Origin of the sequence: Methyloversatilis discipulorum, assembly GCF_000527135.1 — a bacterium.
Lineage (GTDB): Bacteria > Pseudomonadota > Gammaproteobacteria > Burkholderiales > Rhodocyclaceae > Methyloversatilis > Methyloversatilis discipulorum.
On sequence record NZ_AZUP01000001.1, the window covers coordinates 1,752,085 to 1,768,844 of the forward strand.

At 55.3% G+C, this 16,760-nt stretch carries 9 protein-coding genes; 3 read left to right on the forward strand and 6 right to left on the reverse strand.

Going from position 1 to position 16,760, the window contains the following annotated elements:
- Positions 1–110: 110 nt before the first annotated feature.
- Positions 111–392 (forward strand): DUF6471 domain-containing protein, encoded by a 282-nt coding sequence (locus METFAM1_RS0108185; RefSeq protein WP_019919120.1) that lies wholly within the window; start codon positions 111–113, stop codon positions 390–392.
- Between the two features lie 318 nt (positions 393–710).
- On the opposite strand, the gene METFAM1_RS0108190 is transcribed toward METFAM1_RS0108185, so the two are convergent.
- The 6 genes from METFAM1_RS0108190 to METFAM1_RS20830 all read right to left on the reverse strand — a co-directional run bounded on the left by METFAM1_RS0108190 (position 711) and on the right by METFAM1_RS20830 (position 14,410).
- Entirely contained in the window at positions 711–3,797 is a 3,087-nt protein-coding gene (locus tag METFAM1_RS0108190; RefSeq protein ID WP_019919121.1) for a type III restriction-modification system endonuclease, read from the reverse strand.
- Positions 3,797–5,863 carry a site-specific DNA-methyltransferase gene (locus METFAM1_RS0108195; RefSeq protein WP_029644331.1) on the reverse strand — a complete coding sequence of 689 codons (2,067 nt, stop codon included), beginning with the start codon at positions 5,861–5,863 and terminating at the stop codon, positions 3,797–3,799. Before METFAM1_RS0108195 ends, METFAM1_RS0108190 begins: the two co-directional genes overlap by 1 nt.
- 36 nt (positions 5,864–5,899) lie before the next feature.
- Positions 5,900–7,564, reverse strand: a complete 1,665-nt coding sequence (locus METFAM1_RS0108200; protein WP_019919123.1) for a GmrSD restriction endonuclease domain-containing protein — start codon at positions 7,562–7,564, stop codon at positions 5,900–5,902.
- An 11-nt stretch (positions 7,565–7,575) separates the two neighbouring features.
- Positions 7,576–8,367 (reverse strand): DUF4391 domain-containing protein, encoded by a 792-nt coding sequence (locus METFAM1_RS0108205; protein ID WP_232419686.1) that lies wholly within the window; start codon positions 8,365–8,367, stop codon positions 7,576–7,578.
- Positions 8,364–11,600, reverse strand: coding sequence for a DEAD/DEAH box helicase family protein (locus METFAM1_RS0108210; RefSeq protein ID WP_029644332.1), 3,237 nt, complete (start codon positions 11,598–11,600; stop codon positions 8,364–8,366). The genes METFAM1_RS0108205 and METFAM1_RS0108210 overlap by 4 nt, the downstream gene beginning before the upstream one ends.
- Positions 11,601–12,556: 956 nt before the next feature.
- Positions 12,557–14,410 (reverse strand): hypothetical protein, encoded by a 1,854-nt coding sequence (locus METFAM1_RS20830; protein ID WP_157256682.1) that lies wholly within the window; start codon positions 14,408–14,410, stop codon positions 12,557–12,559.
- A 747-nt stretch (positions 14,411–15,157) separates the two neighbouring features.
- On the opposite strand from METFAM1_RS20830, the gene METFAM1_RS20585 reads away from it, so the two are divergent.
- A complete protein-coding gene (locus METFAM1_RS20585) occupies positions 15,158–15,421 on the forward strand; it encodes a type II toxin-antitoxin system RelB family anti-toxin (protein WP_024300575.1) in 264 nt (87 codons plus the stop codon).
- Positions 15,408–16,706 (forward strand): type II toxin-antitoxin system HipA family toxin, encoded by a 1,299-nt coding sequence (locus METFAM1_RS0108240; protein ID WP_024300576.1) that lies wholly within the window; start codon positions 15,408–15,410, stop codon positions 16,704–16,706. Before METFAM1_RS20585 ends, METFAM1_RS0108240 begins: the two co-directional genes overlap by 14 nt.
- Positions 16,707–16,760 lie beyond the last annotated feature (54 nt).

Genomic DNA, 16,760 nt, shown 5'->3' on the forward strand with positions numbered 1-16,760 from the left:
ACCGGATTTGGCTGAAAATGGCGATTCGGTCGTATACGACCGATTTCAGCGCATTGAGAGCGCTCAGTCGTCGCGTCCGCCCTTTTTCGTAACCGCCTGGGAAACCTTTGATGCCGCAGAAGCCCGCCCGCGCAGCCGCGAGCGATAACCCGCACGCACGCTGGGAAGACCTCGCGTTCGATCTGCTGAAGAGCGAGATGCGCGAGAAGAAGATCGACTACAAGGAATTGTCCCGACGGCTGGAAGCGCTCGGGCTTGATGAATTGCCCGACCAGATCAACCGGAAGGTCAACCGGAGGCGTTTTTCGGCCGCCTTCCTGCTCGCTTGTCTGGTGGCGATGGAAAAAGGCGTCTTGATCCTGCCAAGAGCGGCCGACATGAAGCCGAAGTGAAAAGCGACTCTCTGGAAGATTGCTATTCGCTAGAAGTGCAAAATTTGCAGCAAACTCTTTGTTTGGCAAGACTTTCTCCAGTTTGTCTGTTCACAAAATGGAGAGAGCCTGACCTCTCGGCCGCAGGATCTAGGCTGCGAAGCCCTTCAGCTGTGCTTACGCTTTCCCACAACCGAGTCACTCGTACGGTGCAGGCACGAAGAAAGTTACTTCAGTCGCATGGCTAATGGCAACTCTATTCCTTGGTTAAGGGCGGCGGCCCAAAAAATGGAAGTGCTCGGATCAATACCTCCGCTGCAAAATCAGCGTCCAAAACGTTCATGGATTTAGGATTCTCTCGACGCTCAGCAGCCCATCAACGTCCTTGAACTTGCCGTAAATAGCCGGATTTTCACCGACCGCCAGCGCCTCGAAGTGCGCCGCGCCGCACTTGATCCGGGCGCTTTCGGCGTCACGCAAGTCGTCATCGAACAGGCTGCTCTTGGTCTCTACTACAAAGTACAGCCTCTCCTGACCGTCGCGCTCCACCAGCACGGCCCAATCAGGGTTGTAGGCTCCCAATGGGGTAGGCACCTTGAACCAGCCGGGTAGCTTGGCATAGACCTTGATGGCCTCATTCCGCTCCAACGCCTCGGCGAAGTCACGCTCAACCGAGGAGTCGTACACCACGTGCTCGTAAACCGATTTCGTGGTGTTTTGCACCAGGTTCTTCAGGTAGCCGGTCAGCTCTTCGGTCTCGAAAAGCTCTTGGGCATAGAAATGCTCATCGCCTAGGCGTTGGTACTTGATGCCATCAACCAACGCGAGTCGCTTGCAGCGGTTGATGGCATCGGCTGCCAACTCGATGAACTGTTGCGGGTTGCGCTTGAATTCGTTCAGCCGGTGGCTTTCGGTCAGGATGCGAGCAATCGTTTTGCGAGTGAGGTGCGTTCGATCCTGCAGCTCCGTCAGAACGTCGGGCAGTTCAATGTCACCCTCGTTCAAAGTGATCGAATCAGACACGGAGATCAAGGAAGCATCAACGCCCGCCTTGCCAATCGCTATGCCCGCCTTCTTCCACTGCAGCCGGGTTTTTGCTACGGGGGGAGCATCGTTCAAGGCTTCGATGCAACTCTCAATCAGCTTCTCGTTGTCAAACTGCACCCGGTATGTGGTTTTGTGTTTGATTCGATCCCACAAGGCACGGAACTCAGGGCTGACTAGCACCGACTTACGCACTGCAATGTGTTTACGGTCATCGGCGTTCTTGATTTCGAGCTTGCCTGACAGCTTCTTCAACACCGCGACGACTTGCTGACGTTGAGCCTCGAACTCACCTGGCAGTGACAGGGTGCCCTCCTTCAGGGCCGTTTTCAGGGTGTCCTGAACCTTGCCCTTGTCATTGATGTAGCCCTCGGCCTTCAGGTGAGCCCACAGGGCCTTGGATGCCTCAAAGCCCAGCGGTTGCACGTCACCGGCAGATCGCACGACCGCAATGCCTGCGAATTCATGGTCTTGCACAACGCCAAACTGAATGCCGGTGTCTTTCTCAATGTCCTTCTGCAGGTTCTCGGCGAACTGTTCATAGCTTTCGGTAGCAATCACCGTCAACGTATTGACCTCAAAGCCGCGCAGTCGCTCACCCTTCTGGTTCACACACAGGCGCAAGCCTCGGCCAATGGTTTGCCTACGCCAACGCTCGGTTTCACGGGTCGAGAAGTTGCAGATCTGGAAGACGTTGGGGTTGTCCCAACCCTCCTTCAGGGCCGAGTGGGAGAAGATGAACTTCAGCGGCGACTCAAAGCTCAGCAGCTTTTCTTTGTCGCGCATGATCAGGTTGTAGGTGTCGTCATCGGCGGCCGTGCTGCCGCTGGTGTCTTTGACCACCTCAACCGTCTTGCCGCCAATCTTCTTCTTGTCGATAGAGAAGTAGCCGTTGTGCACGTCGTGGGCGGCCATGCTCAGGTCCACCTCTGCAAACAGGCTTTGGTAGTCCGGATGACGCGCCCAGCGTTTGTACTCTTCCTCGAACATCAAGGCGTACTCCCCCTTCACCGGGTTGCCTTGATCGTCGTACTGGCGGTATTTCGCTACCTCGTCAATGAAGAACAGGCTGAGCACCTTGACCCCGAGCGGGCGTAGGCGTTTCTCCTTGTCCAGGTGCTCTTTGATCGTGCGGCGGATCATCTCGCGTTGCACGGCACTGGCGTCCACGTCACCCCATGCTTCACCCACCCGCAGGTACACCTCGCTGCCGGGCACTTTCAGTTCCAGGAACTGATCGCCCTTGGCCGTGCGGATCTCACCAATACGAATGTCGGCATACAGCGGGCGACCGGTTTCTTGCTCCAGGTCGAACCCGTCTTGCACAGAGATGACATCCCGCCTGACAGCACCAGCCGCGTTCTCACGATCTACCTCGATGCTGGCCGTGATGACACCGCGCTTGTTGCTCACCGCAAGCAGCTTCACGTAGGGCTTGTTGTTACCCCCTTTCACCGTGGCTGCTGCCACCTCGATCTGCTTCACCAGCCTTTGCTCATAGGCATCCACGGCGTCGAGTCGGTACACCATGTTGTGCTTGTCAACGTGCGTGGCGGAATAGCGCAGCGTACAAAGTGGTGACATGTGCGCCAGGGCCTTCTTGCCTTTGCCGTCGATGCCACCATCCACACTTTGTGGCTCATCCACGATCAAGATGGGCTGAGTGCCGCGAATCAGGTCGATGGGGCGCTCGCCACCCGTTTTCTCACTGGCGCGGTACATCTTGTTCTTGGACTTCTCCCGGCGCTTGGCCTCGTCAGACTCCTCAGCCAATGCAGCAGTCTCATCACCGAACTTGTTGATAGCACCGACCGTGATGACCATGATTTGGATGTTCGGGCTGGTCGCAAAGTTACGCACCTGGCCGAGTTTGTCCGAGTCGTACTGGAAAAACTCGTAGCCCTTGGCGCCTGGGTACAGCGTTTCAAAGTGATCGCGGGTGATCTGAAGCGTTTTGTTCACACCCTCTTTGATGGCAACCGAAGGCACCACGACCACGAACTTGGTGAAGCCATACCGCTGGTTCAACTCGAACACGGTTCGCAAGTACACATAGGTCTTGCCCGTCCCTGTTTCCATCTCCACGGTAAAGTCGAGCGGTTGCGCAGCTGACAAGGGCTGAGACGGAGGCAAGCCATTGCGAAGCTGCACCGCCTGCAAGTTGGCATACAGCTCCTCGTCCACCACCAGTTGCAGCGCATTGCCAATACCACCGCTTTCGGTGAAGTGCTTGCCCTCAAAGCTCTGCTGTGCGCCAGCCGCCAATGCCTGCGCGGTGACCGTGAAAACCGAGCGGCAGACCTCCTGACCACGGAAAAGGTCACACACCGCCTCGATGGCCTCGATCTGGTACGGCAGGTCGGATTCAAAATGCAGTTTCATCACAGGCTCCGTACCTGCTTGATGCCATGCTGGTTCAGGATCGCCGCCAGGTTGCTCTTGGCAATGTCATTCTCGAATGCGCTGTCTCGGAAGACGGCTGTGGTATCGCCCACGGTGCCTTGCTCCTCGCGCCAGGCGAGCATACCCAAGGCCAGAGCCTCGGCTTCAGAGGCCTTGATACTTTCGTCCAGACAGGCCATCAGCACACCAGCGCCGACGCTGTTGACTTGCTTGCCAGCTATTTCGCGTGTTTCGATCGGTACGCAAAGGTCGAGCCCGAGCTTGATCAGGATCTCGTAGAGGATGTCGTCGCTGCTGCGGCCAGCTTCCAAGTGGTCGAGGTGATCGAACAGTGATGCTTTTAGGTCGGCGGCGTTAGGGTTCCAGGCGCGGATGTTAGAGGTATCTAGTTTGAAAACGCGGAAGCCATTGTCTCCAGTAAAAAAAAGCGGATTATCGGTCTTAACTTCTGCCGAAGCCCGGCGCAGTCGCTCTTTAGTTATTTCTGCGATATTCCGCGGTTTATTCAACTTATCGCAAAGATCAGACGATACCTTTTGCTCGCTATTGTTGGGGTCGAGAGGCTCGGGAAGCTGCACCATCACATAGCGAAGATTTTTATTATTTTCCGCACTTAATTGCATTACTGCATGTGCGGTGGTCCCACTACCGGCAAAAAAATCCAGCACAATACCATCAGTAGCAATATTTGCCCATTTTATTAATTGTTTAATCAGTCGAACAGGTTTTTTCCCGTTTGAATAAGCCACATCACCTTCTTTGGCAACATTTCCCATATCCTGATGAAAACCCTTCCAAAGATCGCCCCTGATTACGGTTCGACCGAAGCGCGGCTTATAGTCATCAGATTCCCTGTAGTTCAGTGCCAATGGCATTAACGCCTGCAACGTCCCATTGCTGAGTGTTGTCAAAAAATAGGTTCGGTGATCGACTTCAAAAGCTTCCCATTGACCAACGATGGTAGATCGACCGGCAGCAGAAACTGGAGGACGGTCTACACGAGCAATTCTATTAAGATTAGCCTCAACAAAAGATTTCGCAGCCTCGGACAACAAAAGTAGCTTACTCAGGTTATTTACACTGAATCTACCCCGATCTAGAAACCCATATTTCTGAATATCATCGGCTACCGCTCTATTAGAGAGAAGTGCATCCGCCAGCGACCCAAGTGTTCCATCATCATTCAGCCATACGGAGTAATGGATATCATAGTTCTCGATCCCATCGAGTAATGGCGTATGTGGCCCCAAGTCAAACGCCGCTGATTTTCTAAAGATATGAACGAATTCGACGTTTTTTACAATAGTTCCTTGCTGTGCATTAACAGTCTTCGGGCCTGACGTGGTGGACATTTCCACCGCTATTGTGTCTATATAGTTCTCTTCGCCAAATATTTCAGAAAGAAGAAATTTAAGGTTGGCTGATTCACTATCGTCAATAGAAACAAAGATCACCCCATCATCAGACAGAAGATTCCTTGCCAACCTCAACCTTGGATACATCATATTTAGCCAATCGGTGTGAAAACGACCACTGGCATCGGTATTGGTGGTAATCTTGGCCCCACCTTCGGTCTGGCCCGTAAGTTCCAGATAGTTTCTGATGTTGTCCTGAAAGTTGTCAGGGTAAACAAAGTCCTTGCCTGTGTTATACGGCGGGTCAATATAGATCAGTTTCACCTTCCCTGCGTAGCTCTTCTGCAGCAGTTTGAGCACCTCCAGGTTGTCGCCCTCGATCATTAGGTTCTTCGCGGAATCCCAATCGACACTTTCTTCGGGGCAGGGACGTAGAGTTCCAGTGCTCGGCGTCAGAGCAATCTGACGCGCTTTGCGCTTGCCGTGCCAGTTCAGCCCGTATTTCTCATCTCCGTCATAGGCGGTGGCATCCCCCACCAATTGCTTAAGTACATCCACATTGACGGTGGCACGGGTACCACTTTCCGTCAGCAATTCGGGAAACATGGCACGCAGCTTGGCAATGTTGTCGGCGATGAGGTCTGCGCTTTGTGCCTCTGGCGAATGCGCTTCGATCTTTTGGAGAGTCATTGAGGTGCCTCGTAATGGGTTCTGGCTTCGTGCGGCTTAAACGATCAACCAGGAAAATTTGGCTGCGATCAATTTCTTACGCTCAGCAATGAAGTCTTCAAACCGGTCCATGCTCCACAGGCTCTTGTCCTTGGGGATGAGGTGGAGGTTCAGGTAGTCGTCGTCTTTGTCTTTGAACCAGTCTGCGGGCTCGGTGTCGCTCTTCCCACCAGATCCGTTCTCTGCTCGGGTCAGTAGCATGCAATTCGCCAACTGGTTGCGGGCGTCATCGCGGTACTTCATAACCGGGCGTCCAGTTTCAAGGCTGTTGATCTTCACCGCCCGCAACCGGCTCTGCGGAAACACATGGTCCACCTGCGGCAGGTTGTTGTCGTAGGCAGGTGTGTGGCTGAATGCGGGATACCAAAGGTTAAGGATCAGATGGATGGTCTTTGAGCCATAGCCCATCTCGAAGAACCGATCTTTGGTTATTTCAAGACTGCGGTTTTGAGAGCGAATCACAGCAAAGCCCTCATCCGCGTCAAAGCGTTCGATCTCTTTGAAACGTTTGACAAGAGCATCAATGACCCGGTCAGACTGTCCACTGAAGGCACCTGCTAGAAGGGAGCGCACCAAAAACGTATCGACTTGCTTGGCGGTGGTCCAGGCCATCGGGTAGTGGTGACGAATGTAGATCAGTGGGATCAAGGCCAAATAGGAAGGCAAGGCTTTGTCGCACTGGATGTACGTCTTGCTTCTAACAAAGTCCGCCACTGCCTTGATGGATGCACTCAATTCGTCCCACTTTTCTTCGATTGCTTCACGCACTCCTGGTTTGCGGAACTTGGACACTTCGTATTGTGCCCCTTGGTTTAGCAAAACCAAACAGGTCTTGAGAACGAAGTCCCGGTCGAATGAGAAGCCGTGTCGATTCAGTTCATCTAACAGTTCTTCCATGCGGTTGTCAGCCACATCCCAGGTGGCGTTGAGCAATGAGAACAGCAGGTCCGACTTCTCCAACTTGGTGCCACCGGAGTTGGCGCGAATGAAGACTTCCACCACATCGTCCTCGGTGTACAGGTCTGGGTTGTCGATGCTGTCGAGTTCCTGATAGGTGATGGATTCATCCATCTTGAAGGTTCGATCCACCAGATCAAGATTGCCTTCGATCTTGTCCTTCTCTTCGTTGGTGAAGGCTCGGCCAGCTTTGGCTTCCATGTCTTGAATCAACTCACGCTTCTTGCGCGTCGTGAAAACCATGTCTTTGAATTTGACCCATGGAAAGCCAGTGGCCGCGCTCTGTCGAAACTCGAATCGGTATTTGATGTCGTCCGGCAAGGCCGCAGTACCGCTCATTACATCAAAGTGCAGTTCTCTTCCGGAAAAGCTACCGCAAAGGCCGATGTACAGGCTCTGCAAGCGTTGCTGACCATCAAGAACCAAACATTTCTTCTTGGTGTCTTCCGGAACGTAGAAGCTGCTCAACTTGAGGGTGTTGGACCAGTTGTCAATAAACTTGCGGCGACGAATACCGCTGGTGGTCTTCCACACAAGCAGGGTGCTGATGGGGTACTCGCGCAAAATCGAATCGAACAGACGACAGATTTGTTCTTCGCCCCAAACAAAAGGACGTTGAATGTTAGGTAGCCAGAAGCCGCCGTCTTCATCTGAGTTATTCAAGAAGCCGACAATCTTGCGAATGGTTTGTTTTTGATTCTTCATGTCTATTTCCCTTAAAGAATGTTGGCGGCTTGCTGGCGTTCGGCTATCAAAGCCTTGATTTCTAGGTTCGCCGCCACTTGGCGGGCTAGTTGTTTCTCTTTGCTGGCGGCTGATCGCAAGCTGGCAATCCGGGCATCCAGTTCCCGGCATCGCTGCAGTGCAGCACGCCGCTCAGCGGCATGGGCGGTCGATTGGCTCAGCGCAAACCGCCCAGATACTTTGGCGGCTTGCCATGCTGACAGCGTGTCCATCCAGCCCTGGTACAGCGTGCACAAATGGGTGCGTGGCTGTTGGCTCATCGCCAACGCCTCCAGAAAGGCGGAGCAGAACTCATCAGCCGTGAGTGTGGCGAACAAGGGCTCCCCATCGAGCACAGTTTTGTCTGCTTCTTTCTGCGCCCAGCGGATGTGGCACATTGACATGAACAGGTGCTCGCCTTCGCTCAGCACCACCACGAGGGGGTACGGAATGGCGCGGTGGAGCAGTTCGCTGATGCGCTTCACTTTGGTTGAGTTTGCGGTCAGTCCGCCCAAGTCACGCATGGCGACAGTTAGGACAGCCACCTCCAGGTAGGTGCGCTGTTCATCTTGAAAGTCGGGCACCCCAGCGTTAGCTGGCTTCAGAGCGGCGACCCACGTCACCTGTTCAATGTGGTCCTGAATCAACTTGCGGTCTGCTGCCGTGGGCACTCCGTTTTCAAGCAGCATTTTTTTGGGAACGCGCTGATTCACTATGGCCGCATCTGGCAAGCCCATGGCTGACACGACTTGATCGGCAGTTAAGCCCAGCATGGCTTGACTCATGCAGCAGGCCCTTCAGCGTGGTTGGGCAGCACCACCAGATAGGCCAGCACTTCAAAGTCATTCGAGCCAGCAAACTCGCCCTTCATGGCATGGGTGCCGCCTGGTGAGAACAAACTGGCAATGGCCCGTTCTTCCGACTTGCCGACGATGGACGACACTGCCGCGGACAACAGCTTTTGTGCGTGGCGCATGTCTTCGCCTTGCTTGGTGGCACGGTCGAACTGGGCGCACGCGGATGCGTCAGGCAGGTCCCGGCCAAGGCTCAGGCGCTTGAGTCGGTCTAGGACGCGCTTGGCTTGTGTGTAAGGCAACAGCACCGAGCCATCTTCGCCCACGTGGACCAAGTAGTGGGGGGCCAAGGGGTAGCTGGGGTCAATGGCCTTCTCAGCAGCCGCATCTTCTGCGCGAAGGCAAAAAATGATTCCTGGGGGAACTTCGGCATTGATGCTGGTCGTCACGGCGAAACAGCCCAGCGGCAGGGATTCCAGCTTGCCTGGGTGCGCTTTGACGAACTCGGCCAGGTCAATACGAGAGTCGGTCAGCGTGAGGTCTGTGATGGCAACGCCACTGGACAGGTCTTCCATGTCGATGACGGTTTCCTGCAGCTTTAGCAACTGGTTGCGGCGGTATTCCAGATCGTTCATCTGGTTGCCGGACTGCTGCTCGATGATGTTTTCTTCGCCCGTGGCGGATATGTCCAACAGGACCATGCGACCGCTGACGCGCTGTTCCAGGTTGATGTATTCCTCCAGCTCCATGTTGGGCCAGAAGTTGACCAGTTGAATGCGGCTGTTGGTGGAGCCGATTCGGTCGATGCGGCCAAACCGCTGAATGATGCGAACCGGGTTCCAGTGGATGTCGTAGTTGATGAGCCAGTCGCAGTCTTGCAGGTTCTGGCCCTCGCTGATGCAGTCGGTGGCGATCAACAGGTCGATTTCACCTTCGCCAGCTAACTCCTCGGGGCGTTCTTTTGAGCGGGGGGAGAAGGCAGTCAGGATGCTGGTCAAATCACGCCGCAAGCTGGGAAGCGTGGTTTGGTTACGGCCAGACCCGGTGACCAGTGCTGTTTCAAGGCCCAACTCTGCCTTGGCCCATCCGGCCAGTTGCTCGTACAGGTAGGTGGCGGTGTCGGCAAAAGCCGTGAACACCATGACCTTGCGGTTTCCGCTGTTGATCGGGTTCTTGCACTTGCTGGCGACTTGGTCGCGCAATTTCAGCAGCTTGTCGTCTCGCGCAATGCTGACTTGCTCTGCTGCCGCGTACAACGTGGCAAGGCGGTTGCGATCCTCGATCAGGTCTTGTTTCCAACGCAGCAAATCAACATCGCCCAGCAGCACCTTGACCTTGCGCCCGACCAGCAGGGTCTCAAAGGCTGGGTCGTCAATGTCCACGTCTGCAATGTCGAGTTCTTCGATTTCCTCGCTGTGCGCTTCGATCTGTGCCAGGGTCGTTTCGACGTCCTTAAGCTGGCGACGCACAGTCAATGCAAACGACGACACCGCACTTTCCATGCGCTTGAGAACATTGACGCGCAGCAGATGAATCAAGCTTTCTTCGCGGTCCACCTGGCGGAAGAAGCTCTCGCCGCCACGAATTTGAGTGCTGTACTTGGCATCGTATGCAGCCTGTTTGTGAGGCAGTACGTAGCGCAGTGGCGCGTAGGCAGCGAGGTTGAGCCGTTTGATCTCCAGGTTGATTTCGCGGATCGAGCGAAACTCTCCCGCCCGGTCCACATCCGCCTTGATGTTGATCGGGGGCAGTCGGTCAGGGAAGCGACCTGTCTCACTCGTGCCGTAGTACTTTTCAATGTGACGGCGTGAGCGGGCGATGGTGAGGTGATCGAGCAAGGCGAAGTAGTCAAAGCCAAGCATCTCCACCAGCAGCGATGGTGTCTTTTCTTCGCTGGGTAGCTCAAGCCAGCGGTTGAAGGCTTTCTGCGCTCGCCGCGTGGTGCTGTCTATGCTGGCAATACCATGTTCAAACAGCGCGGTATCGTCCCCTTCAGTCACGAAAGCGATCTGGTTTCGCAAGTCAGCCAAACGGTTGTTGACTGGGGTGGCAGACAGCATCAGCACCCTGGTCTTCACACCCTCACGGATGATCTTTCGCATCAGCCGGTCGTAACGGGTTTCGTTGCCTTGGCGGGGTGACTTCTTGTTGCGGAAGTTGTGCGACTCGTCGATCACCACCAGGTCGTAGTTGCCCCAGTTGATGTGAGACAGGTCAATGTCTCCGGAATGGCCGCCGTCACGTGACAGATCCGTGTGGTTGAGCACGTCATAGTTCAGTCGATCCGGGGCCAAGACATTGCGCCGGTCGTTGGCCTTGTAGAGCGTCCAGTTGTCACGCAGACGCTTCGGGCAAAGCACCAACACGCGGTCGTTGCGTAGCTCGTGGTACTTGATGATCGCCAGTGCCTCGAACGTCTTACCCAAGCCCACGCTGTCGGCGATGATGCAGCCGCCAAACCGTTCCAACTTGTCGATGGCCCCCACAACACCGTCACGCTGGAACTTGTACAGCTTCTTCCAAACCACCGTGTTGCGGATACCCGTGGCCGATTTGACGATGCGCTCCTCGTCAAGACCGTCGCCACTGGAGGCAAACAGGTGCTGCAGCATCAACGCATACACGCTGGTGGCGTCTCGATGGACAGAGAGGCTCTTGACCGCTGCGATCAGGTCGGCCTTGGCTTGAGGGTGTTCCTTCAGCGTGGCCCATTGCATGTCGAACCACTGACTGAGCATTTGCGCCTCAGCAGGGCTTTCGGACGCCTGAATCAGGCTGAGCGGGTTGCCCGGGGTGACGCCCAAGCCTTCACTACTGAAGGAAAACGAGCCGAGCGCAGCCTGTTGTGCTGAGCCTTTGCCATCCCTCAGAACCAATGTGCCCTGAGGAATGGGGCCGCTGGCATGGCGAACATCAGCCTTGCTTTCAAGCCAGGCCACCAACTTTTTCGCCAACCAAGGAGCTTGCAACTTGTTTCGAGAAGCCCGGTCGGCAGCCGTCCCCAACAAGCCCAGTTGCTCTTGCTCCGTACCCCTGGTAGGGGCTGTGGAGGTCGGCGGCACCACCAGTCGGGCATTGGACAGGTGAGGTAGCTCGGTCAAGACCTCGGAGAAGGCATACAGCGAAAAGGACGGGGACACCATGTCCATCCGATGTGCAGGCTTGAGCCACGGGCGGATCAGGTCTAAAACCCGATCAGATCCGGCGTTGCTGACAAACTTCATCGATACTCTCCTTAAATCTCCAAGGGTTTCGCTGAGGCCCGAGGAGGGTTAAGTCGGCCCTCCAGTGAGGAAGCGTGACGGGCAAGTTGGGGCGCTAGCATGCCCTTGCATCCACATTACGGAATGTAGCTCTTAGATTCCGGAGACCTTGCTGGCCGAACCAAGAAAACCACAATACCATGCCATAAGGGTGATAATTTGACGACCTTTCGCGAAATAAGAAAATTATCCTGTGAAAATTGTGCAGGGCGTAGAACCCTATCCCAAAAAACCGAAAAAGCATGTTCATGCTGTGAGGGCAGAGGCTGGATATCCCCTACCTTCGAAGATGAAAAAATATGTCCCGAATGTAATGGCGACGGCAGGACCCCCATCACACTGGAGTATTTATGCAAAAACTGCGAGGGAAAAGGCTACCTTATTCGGATTTTTGAGATATCGAAAACCAGCCGGATTTGCGATACGTGCAACGGCAAAGGAAATATCGATGGTAAATACAAAATCTGTGCAAGATGCGATGGCCTTGGAGTAGTTGACGACAATAATCCGGGGGTAAAAACATGTTGGACATGCAAGGGCAACGGCCAAGTCGGTGATTTAACTTGTGAGCGCTGTGGGGGTATAGGGATGATAGATTCCTTGCCCCACGGTTTTGAAGAAAATTCATGTTGCCCCGAGTGTCGCGGCTCAGGTAGCGTGCGGGACAAAGTCAAGTGCAGGGAATGCTGCGGCATGGGCTCAGTTGAGCACACAAAGGAGAAGGACATTACTCCAAAGCCATGAACCATGGATTTATCATTCCGACAGGGGTAAGTTTGCCTCCTAACCGGACGACGATCCGAACCTCTCAATTTTTAGGCGATTTTTGCTCGAATAATTAGCATTATTTCTCTTTACCCAAGAACCATTTACTCTCACACCAATTGGAAAGCACGCGACGAAAAGTGCAATGCAATTCAGATATCTGGCGTGATATGCTGCTTGGCGTACTCCCAGTTCTTCACTCCATCTGGGTTCTTGCGCTTCCACTCCTCAAGAGCCTTTCCAGTCAGCCAAGTATTTTCAAGGGGCGGTGGGGAAAAGGAGTCAGTCAGCAGATCTGGCTGGCCTCCAGGATGCCGCTTCGTTGTTGAAGCTTGCACCCTGGGTACGGGGCCTTCTTGCCCTGCAGATCGCAGGCTCAAAAGAGGGGCCAACTCCGGAAAAAGCTCAGCAAGCAAGGGATCAAATTTCCAAGGTCTGTCGAAACGTCCTTCACCGGCTTTGATGCTGGCCCAGACCTGGGCTCTTCGTTGATCAACCCAGGCCTGCTGTTCCGGGGTCAAGTTGGGCCTGAAGACCTTGAGCGCCATCAGGTACAGGGTCTGCCAACGAGCACCAGCCCTGTCCTCTTGAAGAAGATCCTGGACCACGTCCCAAGTGGACGCGTCTTCACGGGCGATCGCTCGATCGAGCTTGATTGTCAGGATGACTTCAACAAGGCCAACCAGTGTCCAATTGGGCCTGCCCAGTTCCATTGCATAGGAGTGCCCGTGCAAAGCAAGGCCTTCTGCACAACGCGCAAGATCATCCAGCGCTTCTTTGGTGGGCGCACCTGATCGACCATAATGGAGGAATGCGTCCGCATGCGCGAGGATCGCATCCAAGTATCGGTTAAGCCAGACGGCAAGCGAAACGCCGAATGGGCTCTCCCCTGCTTGCGAAGAGATGCTTCGAGATTCTGCCGCGGAGTCTGCCTTGGCCAGCGCCTCATTGACTTCAATCTCAAGACGGGAGCGTTCGACCTCAATCTGGGGGTGGTGAAGCCAACGCTTGCCGGTCAAGCCTTCGACAAGCAGCTCTTCAAACTGGGTTTGCGTTACGACGCCGCCAAGGACGGACAGGTCGATCTCTAGAGCAGGCAGATCTTGAGCCTGGATGCGGGCAAGTCGCTCATCAGAAATGCCGTGTGTGACTGTAATTTCAATCAGCACGGGCCCCGCTGGCCACAGAGGAGCTTCAACTGTGAAAGCCACGACATCAGGGCGAATTCTTCCCATGGGGCGTTCGAGCTGTACAGAAGAGAGCTCGAGTATCTGACCGGGAACCGAGAAGCTCCGGCTTTCCGTTTTTCCCGATCTGCCTCTCTTAGCGACATCTACCCTGAGCTCAGGCAGATTGATACGCCGAGCCCGCTCCAGGATCTCCTTGGCCTTGAGATGGAGAAGGCTTTCGCGCTTGAGCAGCGGGCTGAGCGCATCAGGGATCTCTAAGCCATCCGGCACCCAGTCCACATGAGCATTCGCCTGGTCAATCGCGGCTTGAGTGGCTTTCTCCAGAAGAGACGCGTCTTGCCAATGCGAGCACCAGACACCTGCCCCGATGAGAAGTTGAATTCGCTTGCGCAACTCTTCCGGTGGAAGGGCTGCAATCTCGGGGTCATCGATGAGGATCTCAAGCGTTGGGATGTCCGAGGGGTCATTGAATCCAACGTCTTCAGAAACCCGTACCCGTCCAGTCAGCCGGACCCTCAATCTCCGGCCGTCATCCAGAGTGAGGATCGCGTGAGCGCGATCGACAATGTCGAACCGGTGTGTCTTTACTCGCTCAGGCGGAAATTCGACCCAGGCATCGTAGGTCTGCCCGCTCAGGCCGGAAATCCGCTGCCCCCTGCCTCGCCCGGGCAGAGTAAGCAGTCCTTCATTCCTGAACCGATCCAGTACGAGGGCACGCGCGGCCAGCACTTCACAGGAGTCCTTTACCGCCCCTTCTGGATGACGAAAATGTGGCCGTCGCTTGAAAACATGCTTGCCTGCATTCACCGCGACCAAGGGGAGTCCGCAACTGAGGCACTCGCACCCTGAGCCCTTTCCGTTCTGGGCCGGGCTGAGCTCGCCTATGTACCGCAACTCTTGGGAGCGGATATCGCGAGCCCAAGCCATCACCAATCTGTCGCCCTCCTCTGCAGGAGAAGGCTTGACCGGTGGAACTGGCCTATCGGAGGCGCCGCGATCAGGGTCTTCTTGTGTTGGGCTGCTCATGGCCGGATCCTTGCTGAAAGAGCTGTCCGTGTCTTCAACCAGTCCAGAGCATAGCTCTCTGCAACGCGGAAGAATTCATCTTGGGCCAATGAAACAGGGCTGCCCAAATGGACAGCCCTGCAGAGTCAGATCAAGCAAGCGCCGGTGCGGCGGGGATAGCTTGTGGAGAGAGAGGCTCAGAGGCGCATCTTGCGATGCGCGTGAATCCGGGTTCAGTCACACTGGTCCAGAACGAGGCCAATCCTCTTGTGCCACTTGTGACAACGGACGCGGGTTACTGCAGCCCTAGCGTGGAGGGAGAGCGAATCGCCTGGATTTTCGAGAGCAGCTTTCACACCCCGGTAGCACTTCTGAAAATATCCACATTGGATGTGAATGGGTGTCAATTTGAAATTGAGAGCAGATTTTTGTTTCCCGATCGGGAAATAAAAGGCCGGCTCTTGCAATAACCACACAGAACATTCCCGATCGGGAAATGTCGCTTGCACTTAGTCCGGTTGCGGCTGATAATTTCCCGATCGGGAAACATTGCAAGCCATGACATCCATTCGATCACCTCAACAACTCGGCGATGCACTGCGCGCCGCTCGCAAGCAGCTCGGGCTGACCCAGCCCCAGCTGGCACTGGCGGCTGGGGTGGGTGTGCGCTTCATTGTCGACCTTGAAGCAGGCAAGCCCACCTTGCGACTGGAAAACGTGCTGCGGGTCATTGATGCCTTGGGCGGTGAAATCCATTTGAGCGGATTGTCGTCAGTTGCGTCCGACGATCAACGAGAGGATGACGGCCATGGCACAACATGAGCTGGAAGTCTGGCTTTTCGCAGATCGTGTCGGCACGTTGGCGCTGGTAGATGGGCGGCTAAACTTTTGCTACGCCCCCGGTTGGCTGTCACACAAAGACACCGTTGCCTTGTCCACCTCGCTCCCTCTGCAAGCAGAGCCATTTGACGATCGCAAAACGCGCCCGTTCTTTGCGGGTCTACTGCCCGAAGGGCAGATGCGCCGCCTGATTGCGCAGCAGTTTCAGGTGTCTGGCCAAAACGACTTTGCGCTGCTGGAGCACATCGGCGGCGAATGTGCCGGAGCAGTGACGTTCCTTGAGCCGGGTCAGGCTTTGCCTGTGCCGAGCCGCGGAGATGACGTTCAATGGCTGAGCGATGAGGAAGTCGTGGCCATCCTGGATGAACTGCCGCGTCGTCCAATGCTCGCAGGCAAAGACGGCTTGCGGCTTTCCTTGGCCGGCGCCCAGGACAAGTTGCCAGTGGTTTTCGATGGTGCGCGCATCGGGCTGCCCCTCAACGGCACGCCTAGCTCGCACATCCTGAAACCGGCCATCCACGCCGTTGAAGACAGTGTGATCAACGAAGGATTTTGCATGGCACTGGCTGAGGCCATGCAGCTCAAGCCCGCAAAATCAAAAGTTCACTGGGTGTTGAATCGCTCGTTTCTGCTGGTTGAGCGCTACGACCGACTGATCGATGCCCAGGGGCACCGGCAACGGCTTCATCAAGAGGACTTTTGCCAGGCACTGGGCGTGGTGCCCGAAATGAAGTACCAGAATGAAGGTGGTCCGGATCTGGCGCAGTGTTTTGATCTGGTGCGCAGTGCCACGCGCCCCAGTGCGCCGCAGGTCTTGCGACTGCTCGACTATGTGATCTTCAATGCGCTGATTGGCAATCATGATGCGCACGCTAAGAATTTCTCGCTGCTTTACTCAGGCAAAGCGCCCGTTCTGGCATCGCTTTACGACACGCTCTCGACGGCGGTGTATCCAACACTGACGCAGAAGATGGCAATGAAAATCGGCAGCAAGTACAAGTTCAGCGAAGTCCAGGCGCGTCACTGGGAGCAGTTCGCCCAAGGCATAGGCTTTACCAAGGCTCAGGCCAAACGGCGAATTCTGGAATTGGCAAAGTTACTGCCAGCCACGGCGCGCAAGCTCCAGTCTGACCCCGGACACAGTTTTGCTGGCAATGCCGTGGTGGAGCAAATCAATACCTTGATTGAACAACGCTGCGCCGTGACGATTCGCAGGCTCACCGACCCCGCCGCCGAAAATGACGCAGCCGCCGAGCCCTCCGTTTGAACCGCCAAGCGGACGCGGGTTCGATTCCGGATTAGCTACCAAAGTGGGCAAACG

What these genes read in the sequence shown, in the direction of transcription:
- METFAM1_RS0108185 (WP_019919120.1), top strand. Translation starts at nt 111, where the DNA reads ATGCCGCAGAAGCCCGCCCGCGCAGCCGCGAGCGATAACCCGCACGCA.
- METFAM1_RS0108190 (WP_019919121.1), bottom strand. Translation starts at nt 3,797, where the DNA reads ATGAAACTGCATTTTGAATCCGACCTGCCGTACCAGATCGAGGCCATC.
- METFAM1_RS0108195 (WP_029644331.1), bottom strand. Translation starts at nt 5,863, where the DNA reads ATGACTCTCCAAAAGATCGAAGCGCATTCGCCAGAGGCACAAAGCGCA.
- METFAM1_RS0108200 (WP_019919123.1), bottom strand. Translation starts at nt 7,564, where the DNA reads ATGAAGAATCAAAAACAAACCATTCGCAAGATTGTCGGCTTCTTGAAT.
- METFAM1_RS0108205 (WP_232419686.1), bottom strand. Translation starts at nt 8,367, where the DNA reads ATGAGTCAAGCCATGCTGGGCTTAACTGCCGATCAAGTCGTGTCAGCC.
- METFAM1_RS0108210 (WP_029644332.1), bottom strand. Translation starts at nt 11,600, where the DNA reads ATGAAGTTTGTCAGCAACGCCGGATCTGATCGGGTTTTAGACCTGATC.
- METFAM1_RS20585 (WP_024300575.1), top strand. Translation starts at nt 15,158, where the DNA reads ATGACATCCATTCGATCACCTCAACAACTCGGCGATGCACTGCGCGCC.
- METFAM1_RS0108240 (WP_024300576.1), top strand. Translation starts at nt 15,408, where the DNA reads ATGGCACAACATGAGCTGGAAGTCTGGCTTTTCGCAGATCGTGTCGGC.